The sequence below is a fragment of the Candidatus Aenigmatarchaeota archaeon genome (assembly GCA_016932615.1).
In the GTDB taxonomy this organism is placed as follows: Archaea; Aenigmatarchaeota; Aenigmatarchaeia; order QMZS01; family QMZS01; genus JAFGCN01.
This window is the reverse complement of the sequence record JAFGCN010000014.1, coordinates 14,012-34,027: the sequence shown is the minus strand read 5'-3', so window position 1 is coordinate 34,027 and position 20,016 is coordinate 14,012. Positions and strand designations below refer to the sequence as shown.

The 20,016-nt window shown below is 48.0% G+C and carries 24 protein-coding genes; 9 read left to right on the top strand and 15 right to left on the bottom strand.

What is annotated here, in order from left to right:
- On the bottom strand, positions 1 to 1,617 hold the full coding sequence (locus JW727_04220) for a ribosome biogenesis/translation initiation ATPase RLI (protein MBN2095229.1): 1,617 nt from the start codon (positions 1,615 to 1,617) through the stop codon (positions 1 to 3).
- A gap of 93 nt (positions 1,618 to 1,710) precedes the next feature.
- On the opposite strand from JW727_04220, the gene JW727_04215 reads away from it, so the two are divergent.
- Positions 1,711 to 2,733 (top strand): magnesium transporter, encoded by a 1,023-nt coding sequence (locus JW727_04215; GenBank protein ID MBN2095228.1) that lies wholly within the window; start codon positions 1,711 to 1,713, stop codon positions 2,731 to 2,733.
- A 174-nt stretch (positions 2,734 to 2,907) separates the two neighbouring features.
- On the opposite strand, the gene JW727_04210 is transcribed toward JW727_04215, so the two are convergent.
- The 3 genes from JW727_04210 to JW727_04200 are packed head-to-tail and all read right to left on the bottom strand — an operon-like array spanning position 2,908 to position 4,853.
- Positions 2,908 to 3,837, bottom strand: coding sequence for a deoxyhypusine synthase (locus JW727_04210; protein MBN2095227.1), 930 nt, complete (start codon positions 3,835 to 3,837; stop codon positions 2,908 to 2,910).
- A gap of 3 nt (positions 3,838 to 3,840) precedes the next feature.
- Positions 3,841 to 4,368, bottom strand: coding sequence for a hypothetical protein (locus JW727_04205; GenBank protein MBN2095226.1), 528 nt, complete (start codon positions 4,366 to 4,368; stop codon positions 3,841 to 3,843).
- Positions 4,369 to 4,373: 5 nt separating this feature from the next.
- Positions 4,374 to 4,853 (bottom strand): hypothetical protein, encoded by a 480-nt coding sequence (locus JW727_04200; protein ID MBN2095225.1) that lies wholly within the window; start codon positions 4,851 to 4,853, stop codon positions 4,374 to 4,376.
- A gap of 186 nt (positions 4,854 to 5,039) precedes the next feature.
- Between JW727_04200 and JW727_04195 the strand changes: the two genes are divergently transcribed.
- Both JW727_04195 and JW727_04190 read left to right on the top strand, forming a co-directional pair.
- Entirely contained in the window at positions 5,040 to 5,876 is an 837-nt protein-coding gene (locus JW727_04195) for a PHP domain-containing protein (GenBank protein ID MBN2095224.1), read from the top strand.
- Positions 5,864 to 6,199, top strand: coding sequence for a hypothetical protein (locus JW727_04190; protein MBN2095223.1), 336 nt, complete (start codon positions 5,864 to 5,866; stop codon positions 6,197 to 6,199). Before JW727_04195 ends, JW727_04190 begins: the two co-directional genes overlap by 13 nt.
- A 10-nt stretch (positions 6,200 to 6,209) precedes the next feature.
- Here the strand turns inward: JW727_04190 and JW727_04185 are convergent, their stop codons facing one another.
- The 3 genes from JW727_04185 to JW727_04175 form a co-directional block, all read right to left on the bottom strand.
- The gene (locus JW727_04185; GenBank protein ID MBN2095222.1) at positions 6,210 to 6,710 is read right to left on the bottom strand and encodes a hypothetical protein; all 501 of its coding nucleotides are present in this window, start codon (positions 6,708 to 6,710) and stop codon (positions 6,210 to 6,212) included.
- A gap of 73 nt (positions 6,711 to 6,783) precedes the next feature.
- On the bottom strand, positions 6,784 to 7,308 hold the full coding sequence (locus JW727_04180; GenBank protein ID MBN2095221.1) for a hypothetical protein: 525 nt from the start codon (positions 7,306 to 7,308) through the stop codon (positions 6,784 to 6,786).
- 97 nt (positions 7,309 to 7,405) lie between these two features.
- Positions 7,406 to 9,646: an AAA family ATPase gene (locus JW727_04175; protein MBN2095220.1), complete on the bottom strand. Its 2,241-nt coding sequence runs from the start codon at positions 9,644 to 9,646 to the stop codon at positions 7,406 to 7,408.
- Between the two features lie 221 nt (positions 9,647 to 9,867).
- On the opposite strand from JW727_04175, the gene JW727_04170 reads away from it, so the two are divergent.
- Positions 9,868 to 10,542: a hypothetical protein gene (locus JW727_04170; GenBank protein ID MBN2095219.1), complete on the top strand. Its 675-nt coding sequence runs from the start codon at positions 9,868 to 9,870 to the stop codon at positions 10,540 to 10,542.
- A 2-nt stretch (positions 10,543 to 10,544) separates the two neighbouring features.
- Here JW727_04170 and JW727_04165 read toward each other — a convergent pair whose 3' ends face one another.
- A complete protein-coding gene (locus tag JW727_04165) occupies positions 10,545 to 11,099 on the bottom strand; it encodes a hypothetical protein (protein ID MBN2095218.1) in 555 nt (184 codons plus the stop codon).
- A 98-nt stretch (positions 11,100 to 11,197) separates the two neighbouring features.
- Between JW727_04165 and JW727_04160 the strand changes: the two genes are divergently transcribed.
- Positions 11,198 to 11,728: a TATA-box-binding protein gene (locus JW727_04160; protein ID MBN2095217.1), complete on the top strand. Its 531-nt coding sequence runs from the start codon at positions 11,198 to 11,200 to the stop codon at positions 11,726 to 11,728.
- Between the two features lie 53 nt (positions 11,729 to 11,781).
- Here the strand turns inward: JW727_04160 and JW727_04155 are convergent, their stop codons facing one another.
- Genes JW727_04155 through JW727_04140 form a run of 4 tightly spaced genes read right to left on the bottom strand, consistent with a single transcriptional unit; the run spans position 11,782 to position 14,241 of the window.
- Complete coding sequence (locus JW727_04155) at positions 11,782 to 12,447, bottom strand: hypothetical protein (GenBank protein ID MBN2095216.1); 666 nt, start codon at positions 12,445 to 12,447, stop codon at positions 11,782 to 11,784.
- 4 nt (positions 12,448 to 12,451) lie between these two features.
- Positions 12,452 to 13,036: a hypothetical protein gene (locus JW727_04150; protein MBN2095215.1), complete on the bottom strand. Its 585-nt coding sequence runs from the start codon at positions 13,034 to 13,036 to the stop codon at positions 12,452 to 12,454.
- A 9-nt stretch (positions 13,037 to 13,045) separates the two neighbouring features.
- Complete coding sequence (locus tag JW727_04145; protein ID MBN2095214.1) at positions 13,046 to 13,609, bottom strand: hypothetical protein; 564 nt, start codon at positions 13,607 to 13,609, stop codon at positions 13,046 to 13,048.
- 38 nt (positions 13,610 to 13,647) lie between these two features.
- Positions 13,648 to 14,241 (bottom strand): hypothetical protein, encoded by a 594-nt coding sequence (locus JW727_04140; protein ID MBN2095213.1) that lies wholly within the window; start codon positions 14,239 to 14,241, stop codon positions 13,648 to 13,650.
- Positions 14,242 to 14,340: 99 nt separating this feature from the next.
- Between JW727_04140 and JW727_04135 the strand changes: the two genes are divergently transcribed.
- The 4 genes from JW727_04135 to JW727_04120 are packed head-to-tail and all read left to right on the top strand — an operon-like array spanning position 14,341 to position 17,664.
- A complete protein-coding gene (locus tag JW727_04135; GenBank protein ID MBN2095212.1) occupies positions 14,341 to 14,856 on the top strand; it encodes a 50S ribosomal protein L18 in 516 nt (171 codons plus the stop codon).
- Positions 14,846 to 15,778, top strand: a complete 933-nt coding sequence (gene rpsE / locus JW727_04130; GenBank protein MBN2095211.1) for a 30S ribosomal protein S5 — start codon at positions 14,846 to 14,848, stop codon at positions 15,776 to 15,778. The genes JW727_04135 and rpsE overlap by 11 nt, the downstream gene beginning before the upstream one ends.
- Before the next feature lie 10 nt (positions 15,779 to 15,788).
- Complete coding sequence (locus tag JW727_04125) at positions 15,789 to 16,451, top strand: hypothetical protein (GenBank protein ID MBN2095210.1); 663 nt, start codon at positions 15,789 to 15,791, stop codon at positions 16,449 to 16,451.
- Between the two features lie 43 nt (positions 16,452 to 16,494).
- On the top strand, positions 16,495 to 17,664 hold the full coding sequence (locus tag JW727_04120; GenBank protein ID MBN2095209.1) for a DNA repair exonuclease: 1,170 nt from the start codon (positions 16,495 to 16,497) through the stop codon (positions 17,662 to 17,664).
- Here the strand turns inward: JW727_04120 and JW727_04115 are convergent.
- The 3 genes from JW727_04115 to JW727_04105 are packed head-to-tail and all read right to left on the bottom strand — an operon-like array spanning position 17,653 to position 19,967.
- Entirely contained in the window at positions 17,653 to 18,285 is a 633-nt protein-coding gene (locus tag JW727_04115; protein MBN2095208.1) for a hypothetical protein, read from the bottom strand. The two genes, JW727_04120 and JW727_04115, sit on opposite strands and share 12 nt — an antisense overlap.
- A 41-nt stretch (positions 18,286 to 18,326) precedes the next feature.
- The gene (locus JW727_04110) at positions 18,327 to 19,355 is read right to left on the bottom strand and encodes a galactose mutarotase (protein ID MBN2095207.1); all 1,029 of its coding nucleotides are present in this window, start codon (positions 19,353 to 19,355) and stop codon (positions 18,327 to 18,329) included.
- Between the two features lie 60 nt (positions 19,356 to 19,415).
- Positions 19,416 to 19,967, bottom strand: a complete 552-nt coding sequence (locus tag JW727_04105; GenBank protein ID MBN2095206.1) for a hypothetical protein — start codon at positions 19,965 to 19,967, stop codon at positions 19,416 to 19,418.
- Positions 19,968 to 20,016: the final 49 nt, after the last annotated feature.

The following is a 20,016-nucleotide window of genomic DNA, read 5'->3' as shown; positions in this document are numbered from 1 at the left end:
CTACTTAAACATCAAGTACTCCCCCCTCTCTTTCTGCTCCTGGTCAAGCTTGCTTCCCTCCTTGTTTACCTTGAAGCGGTTGTTCTCGGGGTCGCGCCTGAAGGTTATTCCAAGCTGCTTTAGGAAGTTATTCATCGCGATTCCTGTCTTTTCGATTCTTGCAAGCCCCAGCTTTCCCGGCTCGCCCTCAAAAAGCAAAACCCTGTTTGAAATCTGGACTGCGAGGTGAAGGTCGTGGTCGATTACGACTGCGCAGGCCTGCCTGTCCTTTATGATTTGCCGCAGAAGGGACACAAGCCGAAGGCGGCTTTCTATGTCAAGGAAGGCGGACGGCTCGTCCAGAAGGTAGATATCTGCTTCTTTTGAAAGGCACAGTGCGATGGCAAGCGTCTGGAGCTCCCCGCCGGAAAGCTCTTTGACCTTCTTTTTGTAGAGCTGCTCAAGGCCTAGCGGGAAGCTTATCTGCTCCTTGAACTGCCGCTCTTTTGGAATAATTTCTTCGACGGTTCCTTCGTAGTCCGCGTACAGGTATTGCGGCTTGTAGGATATTTTTGCTTTTTCAACCTCTCCCTTGTCTGGCGCCATTTTGCCGGCAAGCATTTCCATAAAGGTCGTCTTTCCGATTGCGTTTGGCCCAAGAACGCCAAGGATTTCCCCCCGGTTCAAGTCCCCATGCTCTACCTTTAGGGAGAAGTCTCCCAGGGCTTTTTCTATGTTCGAAAAGCCGAGAAGCCGGTCTTTTCCAAGCTCCTCTGTTGCGGATATGTCGAACTTTATCGGGTCTTTTCTCACCCGTACGTTTTCTGTCGGGAGGTACCCTTCAAGGTAATTGTTAATTCCCCGAAGCGTTGAGTATTTTGATGAAACGACTCCATATCCGCCGGGAGTCCCAAAAAGCACGCATATCTGCTCTGAGAGGTAGTCCAGGATTGCAAGGTCGTGCTCTACGACAAGGACTTCCCTGTCCCTGAGCCGCTCCTTTATGATTTTCGCGATTCTCAGCCGCTCGTAAACGTCAAGGTATGACGTTGGCTCGTCCAGGATATAGAGGTCCGCGTCTTTTGAGAGGCATTTTGCGATGTTGAGCTTCTGGAGCTCTCCACCTGAGTAATGCTCTTTTTCCCTGATTCCAAACAAATCTATCATTTCCCTGTTTAGGTCTTTACTGGTCAGGTTTTCGAGAACCTGCGGCTTTAGCGAGACAGACCTTTTCTTCTGGAAATATTGCTTCATAAGCGTCGGCATGTCTTTGGTGTCTACCTGCTGAAGCCCGGAGATAATTTTCATCGCAGTTGACTTTCCGATTCCGTTCCGGCCGATAATTCCAGTTATCTTTCCTTTTTCAGGCAGGGGGAGGTTGTAGAGCGCGAACTTATTTTCGCCGTACCTGTGGACGAGAAAGCCCGCCTTTTCGGGAGTGTTTACGATTTTTATGGCCCCAAACGGGCAGCGGTTCGAGCAGATGCCGCACCCGACGCACAGGTTTTCGTCTATTTTTGCGGTTTCGCCTATCTCGATGCACTTCTCTTCCAGCTTATTTCTGGGGCAGAGGCGGAAGCACAGATTATCGCATTTTCTGGGCTCGCATTTCTTCTCGTCAACTATTGCAAATCTCATTTTCCAATAATTAACCTACAAAAATGAAAAAGAAACCTCTGCTAGGGGTTGGTCTCACCCGAAAAAGCCCTTAAATTCAGACAAGAGTTAATTATGGAAGGGAACGGCTCTGGCGTTCAAAAGCCCAACCACAAGACTGCAGGAAGCCGGCTGGTGGAAAACGTGCCTGTTGCCAGGATAGGCGACAGGATAGGCGACATTGAATCGATGCTTACGCGAAATGCGGGTTCCCTGAACACAATAGATTACATTTACGTTCTTGACAAGTCCGACGTGCTTGTTGGGGTTATTACTATAAAGGAGATTTTCAGGGCTCCAAAAAAGACAATCCCTGTCGAAAACCTGATGAAGCGTCAGCTTGTAAGTGTTCACCCAACTGCCCCTCAGGAGCGGGTGGTCTACCTTGCGCTCTCGCACGGGATAAAGGCGATACCTGTGGTGGATAAGGAGGGACGGCTTATGGGGGTAGTGCCATATGACACAATCCTGCAGATATTTCATCATGAGGTTCACGAGGATACGCTTATGCTGGGCGGTATTTTTCACAAGGTGGGGTCCGAGTACACAAAGCACGACTCCTCTTCCTTTCACATGGTAAAAAGCCGCCTTCCCTGGCTTATAATTGGCATAATGGGGGGGCTTGTTGCTGCCTCAATTGTCGGGCTCTTCGAGGAGGTGCTTGAAACTTTCATTGTGCTTGCCTCATTTATCCCGGTTCTGGTCTACATCAGCGGTGCTGCAGGAGCCCAGTCATCGGCGCTAATAATACGGGCGCTTGCGATAGACCCGAAAATAAACGTGGCGCGCTATATCTTCAGGGAGGCGGTTATTGGCTTTACGCTGGGGCTTTGCAGCGGGGCTTTTTTGGGCCTTGCAACTTATGTTGTGTGGAAAATTCCCCTTCTTGGGATGATTGTGGGAGCATCTATTTTTGTTGGCATGATGGTTTCTATTTTCATATCCACGACGCTTCCGCTTCTTTTCAGAAAAATTAAAATGGACCCTGCAATTGCAACGGGCCCGTTTGCGACAATGCTTACAGACATCATTACACTATTCATCTATTTTGGAATTGCAATTGCCCTGATTGGCTATTTTGGCCTTCCTCTTGCCTAGCCCGCAAATTGTAACAAAAGGGAATTTATCAGGTCTGCGCTTACATAGTACACCATGAGAAACCCGATAACTGCTGCCAGGAGCACGATTACCAGCCAGGGCGGAACGCTTTCAACTTCCTCTTCTGCCATAATTTAGCTGGATTTCTATAAAGTATCCGCTTAAGCCACTGCCTTAATGAAGAGCCGAAACAAGAAGCGGCAGGATTACTGTTGCATCCCCCTCGATTGTCACTCTTTTTGCCCTTGGCTTGACCTTTCCCCAGCTTATGGCTTCCCGAAGGCGGGCGCCTGAAAGGGAGCCATCGGATTCGATTGCAGTTGTGATATAAACGGCGTAATCGAGGCCGTCCTTGAACTGGTTCCACCATATCGTGTGGTGCTTTGAGATTCCGCCTCCAATCATCAGCGCCCCGGTTTTTTTGTGGGTATAGACAATTGCTGCCAGGTCGTCTTCGTCTTTCATGAGATTTACGACAAGGTCCTTGTGGCCGTCCTGCCAGAACATGTAGAGCTGGAAGCCAAAAGAGCCGTCAGTTATGCCCGGAACGAAAATTGGTATCTGGTTTTTCCACGCCCAGTAGATTATGCTGTCCTCCGCCCCTTTTTCATCCTTTACAGCTTCTCCTACTTTCCAGATGAATTCCTTAGTGCCGAGGTTTTTTTCGCTTTCATAGATTTTTTCGATAATCGGCAGAAGCTTTTTCTCGATGATTATCCCGTAGCTGTCGTCAGGGACAAAAACGTTTCCAAGCCGGCAGATTCCTTTTTCCCTTAGCTTTTCATCATCAGCCACGAAGTCGCCCTGGTAATAATCCTTCCAGATTCTTGCAAAGTCGTGGTCAAGCGTGCCGCAGGTGGTTATTATCGCGTCAATCTTCCTGTCCTTTACAAGGTCCTTTACAACGCCCCTCATCCCTGTTGCAATCGTGCAGGCGGGAAAAGAGAGAAAAGTGAAACACTCCTTGTCGTTAATCATGTCCGAGAAGATTTCTGAGCCGACTTTTATCTTTTTGGCGGTAAAGCCGCCACCCTCAAACATCTGGCCCACAAGGTCAGACGCGGTTATGTTTTTGCCAAGCCGAATATCCTTAATTGGGTCCATAATCTAATCCACGACATTTATAAGCCCTAGATCTGCCAGGTCCTCCCCTTTTTTGTAAAGCTCCCCGGCTTCAGAACCAACACTAAAGTCAACCAAGTCTCTTAACACCACACGTCCGTCTCTGGGACCCATAAGGCGCATAGTTTCTACTTCCAGCACACCTTCGTGCAGGGGTGTAAGGTACAGTCCTGCTGTTTTGTCCAGGTAAAAACTTCTCTGCCTTGAGTGGGGGATTATGAGTGATTCAATCCGGCTAACCTCTTTCAAGTTTATCTTGCGCAAGCTCTCGTCATTTTTATTTTCCTCTCCCTCAATCTCTTTTTCCAGCATGGCGCGCAAAGCATTCCTTTCTTCCGGAAGCACATAGTGCATGTTTAGCGCATAGAAATGCAGAGCCCCCTCACTAAGAAATCCGTAAGGCACGCTTATGAGAAGTTGTTCTCCTGGGTGATTCTTCATAAACCCGAGGTCAAAATCTGCTCTCGTAATGCGGATATCCGGGTCAGGTTTTAAGTAAGGGCGTTCTTTCATATTTTCTAATCTGAGTAGGCAAGGACTAGCTTAGGAGATATCATCCCAACTTCAAGGGCGGATTGCCCGATACTATGGAGCTCTATTCCCCGTGGAGAGAATGGCTGGTCCTGGAAATCGGCAAGCCCGTCTTTAATGAGCTTAAGGACAATTTGTCCATCCTGAGGATCGGCAAGCCAGTATTTTTCCCTTGAAGAGCCATTGATTACCGTTGCGCTCAGGCCGTCTTTTCCAAGCAGGAATGCTCGTTTATACCTTGAGTTTATGCCTCTTGGCAAGAATTCGGAAGTGTCTCTTGGAAAACCAACATAACACTTGGAGGGGTCTTCGGATTCTTCGATTAACCCTTCACTTGCCGACCAGGTGATGATATTTTCCATAAATGGGTGATAGTCCGAACCATCTATGTAGGTCAGAACCAGAGGGGAGTTTCCGTTTGGAAGCCGGGCGCGGAAGAGTACTGCCTCCCGATAGGGCCCGCCCATAAAAATAGTGTCTACCTGTTCAGAGAGTGTTAAGGTCATTACTGGATTATACTAAATGGCTTTAATTGGAAGGTCCGAAGCGTTTTTTGTTTATGCCGGATTGGTTGCCGCCGCTTGTTGCATCAAAAAGGGCATATTTTGGCAAAATCCTGGAAACCAAATTTAATATCTTTCAGTATATATTTTATGCTCTTTGAACTGCATTCCCATTCCTGGTACTCCAGGGATAAGTTTGGCGACCACGGGTTTTCCTCCCCGATAGAGATGGCTAAAGTCGCGAAGAGGCAGGGGCTTAATGGGATTGCGATTACCGACCACAACAGTTTTAAGGCATGGCATTCTCTTAAGCACTTCAAGGCGGAAAATTTTCTTGCGCTTCCTGGCGAAGAAATATCCACCCGGCAAGGCCACCTGCTTGCCCTTGGCATTTCAGAGGAAATAAAGCCGGCGCAGCACTTTCTTGAAACTATAGACAAGATTCACGCGCAGGGCGGAATTGCTGTAGCTCCCCACCCATTTGACCTTGGTGAATTAGGGCTTGCTGAGCGCGCCCAGCACGCGGATGCAGTTGAAGTTTTCAATGCGATGAACGTGGACCACTTCTCGAATGTCCGGGCGGGAATTTTTGCAAAGTACCACAACATGGGCCGAACTGCCGGAAGCGATGCCCACACAAGCGCAATGGTTGGAAAAGCAATAACAAAAATCAACTCTGGCCTTGATATTGATTCTGTCCTGAAGGCGATAAAGTCCGGAAAAACAAAGACTTTCGAAAGCTACCAATCGGTTATGGACATGACTGACTGGTACCTTGACCGGCTGAGGGCTAACCCCAAGATATCCGCCAAGCACCTTACTGAAAACCATCACCCATTTAAGCAAAGCATGCTAAATATGCTTATGAAGCACCGGGGCAGGGAGGGGGCTGTTTCCAAAGCGATAGTGTTCACCCTTCCAAGGTTTTCTGCCATGTATTCAGCGACCAAGTCTCTACTGGTCAACGGCCCAGAATGTTTGATGTAGCTCTCCTGGTGGTGGTGGGGTTTTTTGTCCTGTTTGTGTACCTCTTCTACAGGGCGATGAAGCTTTTTGTCAAGTTCATTGCCGTTGTCGGCATTTCGGCGCTTTTCCCGGTAATTCTGGTCAAGGTTTTCGGCGTGGGCTGGAACCTGACAACTGAGCTGATGCTCTCCTTTGTGATGATTGGCGTCATGGGCTTTTTTATCTACTATGGGCTTGCAATACTTGAGGTCCTGACAAAGTCATTTACGGATTCGGCAAAGATTGCATTTGGAGTCAACAAGAAAAGGAGGAGGCAAAGCAGGTACGACGACGATTTGGAGTGATTTTGGCAAGTCAAACCAGTATTCCTGAAAGGTGTCCTTTCAGATTAGGTCCGGAATTTTTCTTCATTGCTTCGGAGACGACGCTCCAATACTTTCCTTCGATTTCTATGGGCTTTATCAATTCAAATTGGGTTTTTATGTCACCCAAACCGCGCAATTGCTCTCTCCGGGTCAGGTCTTCTCCGGAATACTTTATAGGCCAATAGCCAGATTCTGCATAAGTTAGCTCCCCCTTGTTAAGATAGATATCTATTTCTCTAGGCACTCCCATCCCCAGATTAGAATCCTTTCCTCTCCTGCAGCGTCCAGGCAATATAGTAAGTTCAGTGTCGTAAGGGTAGGAGGTTTTGTCATCTAACCCCAATACCTTGTCCATTGGCACAATCTCTGCTCTTAATAGATATATTCCGGGTATTTCTCTTAGGGTAATTGAGGGGGGGTCTCTATTCACATCGTGCCTGTGGCTTTTGTTTCCAGGCCCAGTCCCCCACTGTTTTCGTCGATATACCATAATAATCCTCTCTTGGAAGCTTTTTAAACCCACCACTACTCAAAAGTTAACCGCCGGTCAAAACCAAGTCTACTCAGGTAACCGTTCGGGGGTACCACTTATCGGGCGGGAGACCTTCTCGCTCGTAGTCGAAATGTGCCCAGAGGTCTGGTATTGGGGGGTCATAATGGTCCACAGTATCGAGACCATTGGCTATGCAGAGGTCTAGCAGCCATCCTTGCTTTTCCGAAAGTCTGTCATGGGAGGTCTCCCCGCTGCCCGACCCGTTTAAGTGGCCTTTTATATGGTCCATGTTCCGGTGGACCTGGCCAATTAGCCCCAGGTTCTGGAGCGGCTCGAGCAGTCTGAGGGAGGTTTCAAGAGCGGGGGGAGTTCTATAATCTCCAGAGTGGCCATAGTTGGTCAGGAGAGACTCCATTGCAGGTTCTCCATACAAGCCGCTGTTGAGTGAAATGAGGCCTCCAAAAAATACGGGGACTGGTCCGCTTTCATTAAGGACCTTTGGTATGAGTACCTTAGAAAAACAATCCATCACCTCCTGGCGGGTGGCATTTTTGGGAACAAGTAGCAAAAGGGGATTCTCGTAAATCTGGCTCATAACGGCTTCACAAAATAACTTCCTGGCAATGTATTTATCTTTGAATGCTCCTATTCAGTATGGGTTTAGGGGCAGCTATGGCAAACATCCAACCCCCTTAACTGCTCAAAAACGTCTCAATTCGGTGAATCTCCGTTGGTTCCTTTTTCTTGGACTCCCTTCGTAGCTCATATGTGTAGGCAGTGGCGGCCTGGGCAAGGCGCTCATCATGAGTGACTATGAAAATCTGGTCGATAAGGTCGGTCATTTTGGTCCGGAGAATCTCGGTCAGGTTTTCTATTGTTTCGGCGTCAAGGTTGTGCGTCGGCTCGTCCAGAATAAGGAGCTTTAGGTTTGGCGCAAGGATAATTGAAAGCGCGACCCGCATCACAAAGGAGGCAATTGCCCTCTCACCTCCGGAGGAAATGCCTTCGACATTCACCCAGTTGCTTTTCAGGTCGCAAAGCTGCAAGGTGTAGTCATTGTCCTCTATCTTGAAGCGGATGGCTGAATAATCCTCGTAAGGGTAGAGCTCTGACCAGACCTCGTTCATGACTTCGTTAAGCGTGAGGACGAACTCTTCCCGGAGCTTTCCCTGCACTTCGGAAAGGACTTCCGAGAACTTGTCGAGGGTCTCAGTCGAGTACTTTAGCTGCTCTATCTCCGAGCGGTTTCTGAGCAAAAAGTCTATGCTTTCGAGAAGCCGCACAAGCGCCTTGGATTTTTCCCTCTGGATTTCCTGGCTGTACTGGAGGTCCTTTTCGACTCCAAAGCGCGCCCTTCTTTTTTCCTCAAGCTCCACTTTCAGCTTTTCAAAGACTTCCTCATTGAACTCTATTCCGGAAAGCTGACCTTCGACCTTCTGCAGGGCTTCCCTGTACTTGCATAAATTCACCAGCTTTGCGGTTTTTCTTTCGAGAAGCTCTTTAAGCTGCCTCTTTTCCTCGAAGGTTTTCCTTATGGCATCCAGGTCTATTTTCGCCGCCTCAAGCTTGTTTAGCTGTTTTTGAAGGGTATCGATTTTTTCTGCGACGTTTCCAATGTCATTGACTATGGCCCTCTTTTCCTCGGCTTTTCGGGTGTTTTCCTTTTCTGCCTGGGCTTCTTTTTGGGCGGCGATTATCTCCTTTACCAAGTTCGACAGGCGCTCCTGGGTTTTCATGAGGGCATCTCTTTTTTCCTTGAGGAGAATGATGCGCTTTTCGTCGCTTAGGGGGGTGTCACAGGTCGGGCATTTTTGCCCCGCAGAATTCAAGCTTCTGATGGACGTTGAAAGCTCTTTTTCCAGGTGCTCTTCACGAACGTGCCCAATTTCCAGCTCTTTTAGCTTGGCCTCAAGCAGTTCGTATTCTCTGGAGTCAAACCCTTTCAGGAACTCTTCGGCGGCACTTTTTTTTTCAAGCTGGCTTCTTTTTTCCCTGAGCTCGGACTCGATTCCAGCGACTTCCTTTTTTCTCGCCTCTTCCTTTTGGCTCTTTTCATTGAACTCCTGGCGGGCATTTTCGAACCTCTCTCTTTCTTTTTCCAGGTCGCCTTCGGGAAGCTCCTTAAGCTCGCTTTCTATAACCCGGATTGCCCCGTCATTTTCCTGCTTTTGGGCTCTTAGCTTTTCTATTTCCCTTTTTTTGGCTTCCATGTCCTGGAGGAGTTTTGTAAGTATTTCGAGCGTCTTGTCAAGGTCTGTCTTTTTGGCCGAAAGCTCCTTTGTGCGGGTTTCAAGCCCGGCAAGGTCTGCCTGTAGGGCGGCTTTATCTTTACTTAGCTCCTCTTCGTTGAATTTTTCGCTTGCTTCCTGGAGGTTTTTTGCCTTGAACTTGAGCTTTCCTGCAAATGAAACTGCAATATGGCGGGCCTTTTCGAACCGCTCAAGCTTCAGGAGCTCGTCAATCTTGCTCATCCTGTCACCTTTCGGGACGGTGAGGAAGTAATCCATCTGGTTTTGCTCGGAGTAGATGATTTTTGAAAATAGGTCGAAATTTGTCTTGAGTATGCGCTCGACTGCCTCGGTTACCTGTGTGGTGCCTGTTGCCTTAAGCGTGCTGTTTTCCCGCAGTTCTGCGTATGTCGGCTTTTCCCGGCTTAAAACTCTTGTAACTTCATAATCTTTCCCATCTGCCTGGAACGTGAGCTTGAGTTTCGCCTCGTCTTCCTTTGTGGGCTTGTCCATTATGAGGTCGGAAACCTTCAGTTTTCTTGACTGGATTTTTGGGGTGTTCCCGTACAAGGCAAAGCAGATTGCGTCGAGAACCGATGACTTGCCCGAGCCCGATATTCCAATCAGGACATTGGTGCCGGTGTCAAAGCGAAGCTCGCTCTTCTTGTGGCTCCGGAAGCTTTCAAGCTCAAGTTTTTGCAGCATAATAGACCTGAAATTCAAATAAACGGATTTTTGCCTTTTCCTCGGCAGAAAAAGGAAAATGGGAAAAGAAAAAAGAAAAGCTGTTTGGCGTTTATTCCATCACACAGGCGCCGTTAAGGCAGACCCTTGAGGCATTTAGCGAGCAGTCCAGGGTGAATGAGTGCCACTGGTTGTTCTGGCAGTAGTATTTTAAGTAATAAGACTATCTATGAGTAGATATTATGGTAGAAGAAGGAAAATATTATCTTGCAAACATAGGCCTCTCTATTAAAGGAGAGCCACCAATTGACCTAGGGTTTGTACCTCATACTGCAAATATGTATCTTAACCTGAAAGTTCATGATGAAAGAAGCAGGAAGATTATCCCGCTGGAGCCAGAAACAAATGATGTTAAAAAAGGCGGGCGTTTGTTTGGTGCATATCACAGGGCAAATGCTGCAAGCTATTTAGGAAGACCCCTGGAGGGCCAGGATGTGGAAGTATTAAGGCGTGCCATTCACGGCAGTTTGCCCATGCCTGAGACTCTGGCGGAATTATACGATTACCAAAGAGATAGAGTGGGCTTCATGGAAGTCAGGCAAGCCAATTCCGGCAGGAACTTTACCTACCCTTTTGAGAAGGATATTTTGGCCTTTTCGCTAAACACGCTTGATGCAAAGGACATGGGCAAGATACTCAATTCTGAGAATATGCCCCTAAGGATGGAGGAGTTAGGCACTACTCCTGCTGAATATGCAGACCTTATCTGCTTAAAGGCCAGATTAGCAAACCAGGCCTTTGAAAGACTTACGGGAGAGCCATATTTTGACGAGGATCGGACGCGAAAAAATCTGGACGAAGACCTGCCCCGCTTGAAATCCTCCATAGATGCCTGGCTGAACACACGCATGATCTGAAGCTATAACAGCCCATTTGATTTATAGGGAGAAAGCTGCCTTATGTTGTCCACGAGTTTGTGGGCTCCAATTGACTGGTACACTCCATAGGCCCCATCAATAACCAGTTCTCCGCCGAGGAGAAGCCCTGCAGCATCCGACAGGCCGTAGGCAGTGTCTTTTGCGGCAATAACCACCCCAAGCCCCACCTCCATCAAAGAGCCAAGAGTGTTCAGGATGCCCGGCTCTGCACGCTTTATGATTTCATTGAACGATTCGCGGGCGTTATTGGGGTATTCCATGAGCATTTTACGGGCTTTATCCATGTTCAGGGACTCCAAGCCCCGCCCTATTGCATGTATTCCCATAGGCAACGCTACAACATTCAGGGGACAGCCGCCATAACAAGCAAGCCCGGCAGCGACAAGAAGTTCGCCTGCAGCGCTTGCATTCTGCGGAAGGGAATAGCCAACCGCACTTGTGGCTTCCTCAAGAGAACAATATTTGTTCGAATTGCCCCCTTTCTTTTTTGCGCCGAAAGGCAGAGTTAGGTGCATGGTAATAATAATCCTCGCCATGGGGCTTTAAATAGGGCTTTTTTGGGCAATAATTACAACTTAGGAGTGCTATATTTTTTGGAAGATATAACCTTTAAGTATTTTTAGTATATATACTAATGGACATAAAAGTGCAAAATGTAGTAGTTTCAACAAGTATCGATGCGACTCTTCCGCTGATACAGATTGCAGAGACCTTTGAGTCAGCAGAGTATGAGCCAGAGGCCTTCCCTGGGCTTGTCATGCGCCTCGAGGACCCAAAAATCACCGCCCTCATATTCAGGTCGGGCACAATCGTCTGCGTCGGCTCAAAGAGCTTGAAAGACGCCGAGGAAGGGATAGGGAAAATCCTGAAAATGCTTAAGAAAGTCGGCGTGAAGACCCCAACAACTTACAAAACCAAGATTGAGAACGTTGTCGCAGTAGGGTCTCTTGGCAGGGAAATAAACCTCGAAAAGGTCGCCTTCTCGATGGAGAACAGCGAGTATGAGCCGGAAAATTTTCCGGGGCTCATCTGCCGGCTTGAGGAATACAACACCTCCTTTTTGGTGTTCTCGTCAGGAAGCATAGTTTGCGTTGGAGCTAAGAAAATCAGCGAGGCAAAGGAGGGCTTGCAGAAAATCGAGAAGGTCCTCGCAAAATACGCGTAATAACGAGTTTTTTCGTTGTTTTTTTGAGTTTTATGGGTTGCCTTATTTTAAATTTAGAAACGCTGGCATCTGGAACCCCTGCTACGGCTGTGCGCTGTCTGGAGGTTTCTCATTGCTTTTTCATATTCAGGGACTGCTCTTTCGTACCAGTGCCCGTAACGTTCCACTTGTTCAGGCTGCTCTTTACGAAAAACGTCTGTTAATTCTGGGGGCAGATTTTTGCCATAACCTTTCCCATCGACATATCTTTTTTTGAGCGTTAACCATTCAAGGACTTCTAGGTCATCCTTAACATAAAGCCGCCCGTCAGGGTTGCCAAATGAAATCCTAAGCGGCTGGTGATCTGTGCAAACTACCAGCGGATCACCTGCGCATCCCCAGAGTCCCTCGTTAAACTTCCCTGAACTGCTTGCAATAAGTCCACGGAGTGTTCTGCCAAAATCGTACCTGTTGGAGCAACTACCTCCCAGAGTCAGATCCGTCACAATAAGGGGAGTGTTTCTTACTAGCAAATCCAGGTTGTTTGCTTTTGCGTTTTCCTCACCGGGCTCTTCAGGGGAGAGGTAGATGCACCTATCGGCGCCATTACCGACACCATGGATAAAGAATGTCTCTCCATTTTCGAGCTCAATCGGGTTCTGGTTGCCTCTGCCAACATTTTCGACTCTTGAATACAGAAAACCTTTCACCGAAAACTCATCTCCTTTTTTTAGCATCATTTTTTTACACCCTCACTCCCTCTGCCCTAAGCCGGTCCTGATAGGTTGCCATAAGGCCCCGGTATTTTCCAAGGGCCCGCTCGTGCCAGTCTCTGGAATCTTCAAATCCACCCCCCTCCAGCCGTTTCCTTGAATCTACCGCACTCAGGAATTCCGGGTTTACATAAAGCCAGGGCGTTTTCCAGCCGCACCCGCCATACATAAGCACACGGGGCTCCTGGTCAGTAAGAACTGCGAGTATATGCGAGCAGTGGGCGGTGGTCTCCCAAGGTTCCCCTCTGCATTCTTCCAGGATTTTCTGGTACAGGGTTTCCTCTATGTAGCGCCCCCGCCGCGAGGTATCCGCGACTTTCAGTATTTTTTGTCCCAGAAGGTCATCTAGCCAAGTCACACCTTGTTCATCTCTAACCGGCCGGTTGGTAAGCGCAAAGTAGTCAGGTCTTTTTTCGGGTAAAGGATGAACATAGAGCTTGCGCCCATTTTCAAAAACGAGCCGACCTCGGTCTTCTTCAACTGAGGTTACAACTGAACCAATTATCGGCCGCAGTTCGATTTCTTTTCCGGGGCGGTATCTTTCTTCCAGTTTCATAAATTACTTTTAAATAGTCTTTGCTTTGCCACGATCTCTTAGGTCTCCAAAGCAGCTTTTTCCGTCACGGTACAGCCGGTTATTTAAGAGTCTCATCTCATTACGGTATTCTGTCAGGTCTAGATGGGTGGGATTTTCCAGCAGAGTGGGATTCATCCTGGAATCTACAGTGTCCTGAACGTAGCCAAGCACATAGGGCTTTTCGAGAGTAAGAATAGTTATATTGGGAGCTTCCTCTATGAGGAGGCCTCCATTGAATTCGTACCCCTGCTTCCTTTTGACATGCCTCTTCATGCATTCTTCCGGGCTAAGATTTGGGGCGATTAGCAGTGTCGTATTCCTCCTAAGTTTATACAGGTAGTCTATAGGTTCGTTATTTAGGGCAGGTTCGTCCAGAAATCTAAACGTTGCAGGGGTACTGGTAGAATTCCATCTGCGTGCCTCAATGTACACAGGCCTGCTATTTTCAGGATTTTTGCTTTCTGGTGTCAGCTCATTGGACGCCGGGTAGACTCTCCCAATCTTACGATACAAGATACGGTTTGCCGGGCTATCTACAGGAATGGACCTCATAATTGTCTCCCAAATATAAGTTCTCTTTATTTTTCGGCTCAGGCCTTTCTGCGAGGTCTTTGGAACTTCAATGCACCCTCGTTTGTCCCACGGTAACCAAGTCCATGGTCCTTTACGCGGTTATTGTATTTTCTCAGATCTTCCGGCCAGTCTACAACTTCGTTGAGGCAAGTGTTTCCTGGATTTTCTCTCAGTATTGGAACTGCTTCGTCATTCCTACCAGAATACCACGTAAGCTCAAGAGGGCCGCTTGGAGATGATGCCTGTTTGGAAGGGTAAGTAAGCACTGCATAGCTGTATGCCGGCACAATTTCGAGCCCTTCGTTGAAATGAAGACTCCTATATTTTTTACTAATGTAGTCTTTCCAGCAGTCTTCCGGGCTAAGCTCTGGCGCGAAGAGAATTATCCATTGGTTTTTGAGCCAATCTAGGTTTTCTATTTTCATTCCTGGCCGAAGCTCGCTGGAAGGCACGAATGCTCCCCCCCAAACATTTCCACTCAAACTGTCTGCCCATAGATAAACAGGGTCTTCTCTGCCAATGGGCAAAAGGCCATTGGACTCTTTCAAAACCTCGCCTATTTTGGTATATAAGGCAGGAGCAAAGGGGCTTTCATAGACTTTTCTTGCCATAATACCTTCTCACTTTTAAATAGTTTTTGGGCTTTTGCTCAGGATATGGTCGTTTGAAGGATATGGTAGGTGATTTAAAGTTTAAATTGAATTAAGAAAATGAGACCGAAGCTGTTGCCTCTCAAGCGAAGGGGAGAAGAAAAGACCAATTATAAGAGGCGACTTGCTCTTTTGAAATCAAAAATGCCGCGAATTGCGGCAAGAATAACCAATAATTTTGTCACCCTGCAGGTTGTCGAATATGCCCCTTCTGGCGCAATTGGCAGCTCTGACAAGACAACTTTCGCATTTACTTCCAAAAAGCTTGAAGGAATGGGCTGGAAGCACTCGAAAAACAGCATTCCTGCCTGTTACCTTTCAGGGCTTTATTTTGGGCTTTTCTGCAAGAAAAACAAGGTAAAGGGCGCCGTTTTTGACATGGGCGTTGCAAGAAAGACCACTGGAAACAGGTATTTTGCGGTTTTGAAGGGACTTGCCGATTCCGGGCTTGAAGTTCCTATGTCAGACGAGAAGATGCCCTCCGATGACCGGCTCTCAGGAAGGCATATCTCCGAGGACGTTTCAAAGGATTTTGAAGCAGTAAAACAAAAAATTTTAGATAATTATGGTAAGTAAAAAAATAGTGAAGGATGAAATTGAAATTAAGGATGCGCCTGTCGCTTCTGCAGTTGAAAAGCCAAAAAAGGCGGCAAAGCCAAGAAAGCCAAAGGGGGCTGTAGACAGCATAAAGATGCCTGAAGTTTACTGTACCAAGGGCCCAACTGAAGAGGAAATTGAAAAAGGAAACCCTGAGGTTGAGGAAGAGCTTGAGGCGGTTGGCGAGGGCGACGATGAAATCATTGAGGAATCCGCACCAGAGAAGGCGGCGGTTCCTGAAGTCTTTGCCGGAGAGGAAGGAGAAGAGGTTGAATGGGCTCCAAAGACCAAGCTTGGCATGATGGTTAAAAATGGTGAGATGACTCTTGAAGAGCTTTTTGAGAGTGGGCAGGTCATAAGGGAGCCGGAAATTATAGATATCCTGTTCCCAGGCATTGCCGAAAACACGATCCTTATTGGTGGAAGCCCTGGAAAGGGAGGGGGTATCCAGAGGAGGCCAAGCAGGAGGACTGTCCGGGTGCACAAATCCGGAAGAAGAACCAGCGTTTCCATGATGACAATTGTCGGCGACCCGAGGGGCTATGTCGGAATAGGCGTCGGAAAGGCCAGTTCGAACAAGGCGGCAAGGGAAAAATCCCTCCGGAACGCAAAGCTTAACATGTTCCCTGTCAAGAAGGGCTGCGGCTCCTGGGAGTGCAGTTGTGGGCAGGGCCATTCGATTCCATTTACAACCTACGGAAAGTCCGGCTCTGTTGAGGTAAAGCTTATGCCCGCCCCCAAGGGATTGGGCTTGTGTGTAACTGACGAGATGAAGAAGCTTTTTGAGATAGCAGGAATCAAGGATGTCAGGATAAAGACGAGGGGAAAAACACACTCCCGCACAAACTTCATCCAGGCAATCGAAGACGCGCTGAAAAACGCAAATCAGATGAAGCAATAGTCTGGCTTGCATGAATCCTCCTTATTATGGGCTCGGTAGATTTGTATGCAGTGCAAACCGGACCCTGCAGGAACGATTGGGCAGAGATAATCGGCCTTATGGCGGATTCCAGGGGCGGTTTTTTGTTTTGCCGGAAGGCAAGCTTGACCTGTTCAAATTACCCGCAAAGAAGGGCAAGAAAGGAAAGAAAAGCAGAAAGGCCGAGTTTTTGTATCGCGATTCCAGAGTGGATGAGCTTACAGAGCTTACCTCTAACGGAAGGATTGGGATTGTCTCGGGCGTCAGGAATTCTCTAGAGGGTGCTATGGCAGCAGTAATTTCTGAAGGGTCTCTTTATCCAGTTTCACAGTCTCCAGAGTGCCTTGACACAATTTACCCCCTCCTTGCTGGAGGAAATACTGTGCCTACCTGCGTGAGGGTTTCTGAGTATGTAGGCGACAGTTACTCAGACCCTGATTTTGCCTTGGTGGCGAATCCTGCAGGCACGGTTTCTGAAGGTATGAGGTACCGGCTTCCAATAGAAGCTTTTGGCGCGACTCTTGCAACTGCGGGCTATAATGGAGCCCGGATTTTTGATATGTATGGCGAACCCTGTGGACGCTCGCTTACTTACCCCTGCTACGCTAAACCCTGCGAGGGAATTAATTTTTGCTTCCATCGGCTTCAGATTTAGTGAACTTGCGCTGAATTTAACTTTACTAAAAAAAGCTCTAGTTATGATTCTAATCGCCTCAGACTTCCATCTTGGCTATGACTACAACTCGGAGAGGGAGAAGGACGCCTATTTTGTGCTCGACGACATACTTTCCAGAGAGAATGTTGACCTGATAATCTTTGCTGGAGATCTCTTCGATTCCCGTGTCCCACGGCTTGAGGTCTTTTCGGAAGGCATGCACTTTTTGTCGAAGCTGAAAACCAAGTACGGAAGCAAGGCAAAGTTTATCGGCTGCGACAAGGACATCAGCCCCCGCGCCCTAGACGGGATTCCCTTCATATCTGTCTATGGAAACCATGAAAGGAGGGCGGAGCTTGTAAACCCCGTGCAGGCGCTTGACCAGGCGGGGCTTCTCGTGAACCTGCACTGCAAGAAGGTTGTTTTTGACATCGGCGGCAAAACCGTTGTGATACACGGCATGAGCTATGTGCCTGAAAAGTATGCCCGGGGCGTGCTTTCCGCATGGAACCCACAACCAGTACCGGGCGCGATAAACATACTGGTCATGCACCAGAACATCGAGCCGTTTGTCTATTCTGACCTGGAGGATGTTTACCTCAAGATTGCTGACCTGCCGGTGGGCTTTGATTATATCGTAAACGGCCACATCCACTGGCATAATGAGGTAAAGGTTGGCGAGTCAAAGCTTCTGATGCCCGGAAGCACGGTTGCAACGCAGCTAAACAAGAAGGAGTCAGAGGTAAGCAAGGGGTACTTTGAGCTCGACCTTGAAAAGGGGGGTGTGAGCTTCAGGGAGATAAAGCAGAGGGAATTTATTTACGAGTCTGTCAACAGCGTTGAGGAGATAAAGGGGCTTCTTGAGGGGCTTGAAAAGCAGGAGGTAAAGCCCATCGTAAAGCTCAAGATAAAGAACGCGTCGTCAATTGACCTTAACCTCATAGAAAAGACCTATTCCGACAAGGCAATAATGGTCTTCCAGCGCGAGGTAACAAGGAGCTTTGACGAACAGAAGACCGAGATTTTGAGAAAACAGATGTCTGCAGAGGAGTATGGCCTGACACTAATAAAGGAGAAAAGCAAGCTCGACTTTGCAGATGAATTGCTAGAGTTTATCCTTGACGAGAACCTTGACGGGGTTGAAAAGATTCTTCGGAAGGGGTTTGAGCAGAAACTCCTTGACAGCAAGAGCTCAACCGAACTAGTTGCCTGATGGGCTTAAAAAATCAGGATATATTTTTGCATAATCCGCGGAATCAGAATCGAGTTCTCGTTTTATAAGCGTGGCTTCAATGGGTTTTTCTCCAAAGGGGTATTTTCCTGGAGGGTGGGCTTCTGAAAGCTTTTCCCTTATATTGGCTTCAAGCCCTGGCACCTGATTTTCAGGGATATACTCGGATATGTTGCCATAGGGTTCATCTACTCTCCACAGGAGAGGCATTCCTTCCAACTCGACGATTCTTGCCGAAGTTTTTGCCAGTTCTTCGATAAGGGGCATTTCAAGCTTTTCGCTTGTTCTCCAGAAAAGGGGCTTTGGGATTATCACCAGCCCTCCATTGTACTTATGGCTGAAAAGGTTTGATACGAGGGGCGTGATTTCGCGCCCTTCCCAGCTTTTTGCGATTTCACTGCTTGCCGTGAGCCCGTAAAGCCGGGCTTCTATTCCGTTTTCTTTGGCCATTTTTTCTGAAAAGTCCAGAATTTCCCGGTTATATCCATCGCTTTTAGGAGGGTATCTTTCAAGCCCGGGGAAATATATGTCTAGTGAGCCCTTCCTGCCTCTCTTAGAGGAGATTTTTCTGTACACATAGCTTGGAAAGGAGACATATGCCATATTCCCATAAAAACAGTAGAGCAATAAGAAAGAAGGGAGATCTACTGGACCGAAAATTTGTAGACCGTCTTTGACCTGTACTCCTGCCCTGGCCTAAGCAGGGTGGAGGGGAACTCTGGGCGGTTTGGCGAGTCCGGAAAATGCTGGGTTTCAAAACAGACCCCGTAATGTTTCGTGTACCGTGTCCCCCCTTTTCCTGTAAAGCCGTTAAAGTGGTTTGCGGTATAAAGCTGGAGCCCAGGCTCGGTTGTCAGGACATCCATTTTTATTCCGCTTTCCTTGTCAAAAGCTGAAGCGACTTTCGAGAGCCCCGGCCCTTTTTCCGGGACGTAATTTAGGTCATAGCCGCCGGTTCGCAGGATGTCCTGCCCAATTGATTTTGGCTTACTGAAGTCAGAGGAGCCGTCGCTTATGTCTTTTAGGACTCCGGTGGGTATCAGCTGGCTATTGACTTCAGTTGTTGTTTTGGCGTCTATCTGGAGGATCTCATCCAGAATGTCCCGCTTTCCACCGTTAAGGTTAAAGTAGGCGTGCTGGGTAAGGTTTACGTGCGTTGGCTTGTCGGTTTTCGCGAGGTACTCGATAATCCATTCGCCGTTGTTGCTGAAGGAGTAGACAATTTCTGTTTCAAGGTTTCCGGGAAAACCCGCCTCCCCGTCTTTACTCAGGTACGAGAGAATCACTCCCGCCCGGTCTTTTTCCATGAATTCCCTTGCTTTCCAGATGGCTTTATCTAACCCCCCAGGGCCCCCGTGAAGGTTGTTTTCGCCATTATTTGCTTTCAGGCGGAATTCCTCCCCATCAATTGAGAATCTTGCTTTCCCTATCCTGTTGGCGTACCTTCCGGCGATTGTGCCGATGTGGCCGTGGTTGTGGAGGTATCCATTAAGGTCGTCATAGCCAAGGACGACATCTCTCAGCTTTCCTTCCCGGTCAGGCACTTTCAGGGAGGCGATTGTAGCGCCATAAGTCAGGACTTCTGCAACCATTCCCGAATCGGTTGTTATTTTGAAAATGTGGACGGGCTGCCCGTCTTCCAGGATGCCGTAAACACTCTTTTCCACGTCCATAACAATTCTAGCCAGAATAAATAGGTTGGAGACGGGGCATCTGGTTGAAGCAGGAAGGGACTAGGGGGTGAGCTTTTGCATGGCTGACGCGACTAACAGGCAGAAAAGGCCGCAATTATGGTTATCTATATTTGCATCCTGGACCGGGCCTAGAAAATGGAGGGAGCTAATCTCTGCATTTGTGGTGGAATTTGGCCCTTGCCTATACAAATCTGCCAGGAAGGAATACTTATCTAAGGTTCCAGAGTCTTTCCAAAATCGGTTAAGCCCGGGCGTCAGGTGGAGTTTAATTCCCATTTCTTCAAGGTCAAAATTGCCTGAAATGTCCAGTTTTTGAAGCCCTGTCGACGGGTCGTAGTATTCAAGAGTTCTCCACCCATCCTCCTCATGGGCTTGAGCTATGAGGTCAAAGTGGTGCCCTTTCTTGTTAACAGGAATCTCAAGCCCAAACTGTCCGGCCAGGTAGTCAAAGTCCTGGGTGCTTATTGGCTCTGCATCGCCAAGCGGGTTTTGGCGCGCATATGCCCCAGTGCGAATGTCTTCGATGAGGGACCTTCTGAGGCGAAGCGCTTCTTTTCCGAATTTAGCCATAATCACAGGATTTCCGTACATATTTCTCTTTTAACTGGAAAATTACTTATTCTCCTCAATCTTCTGTACG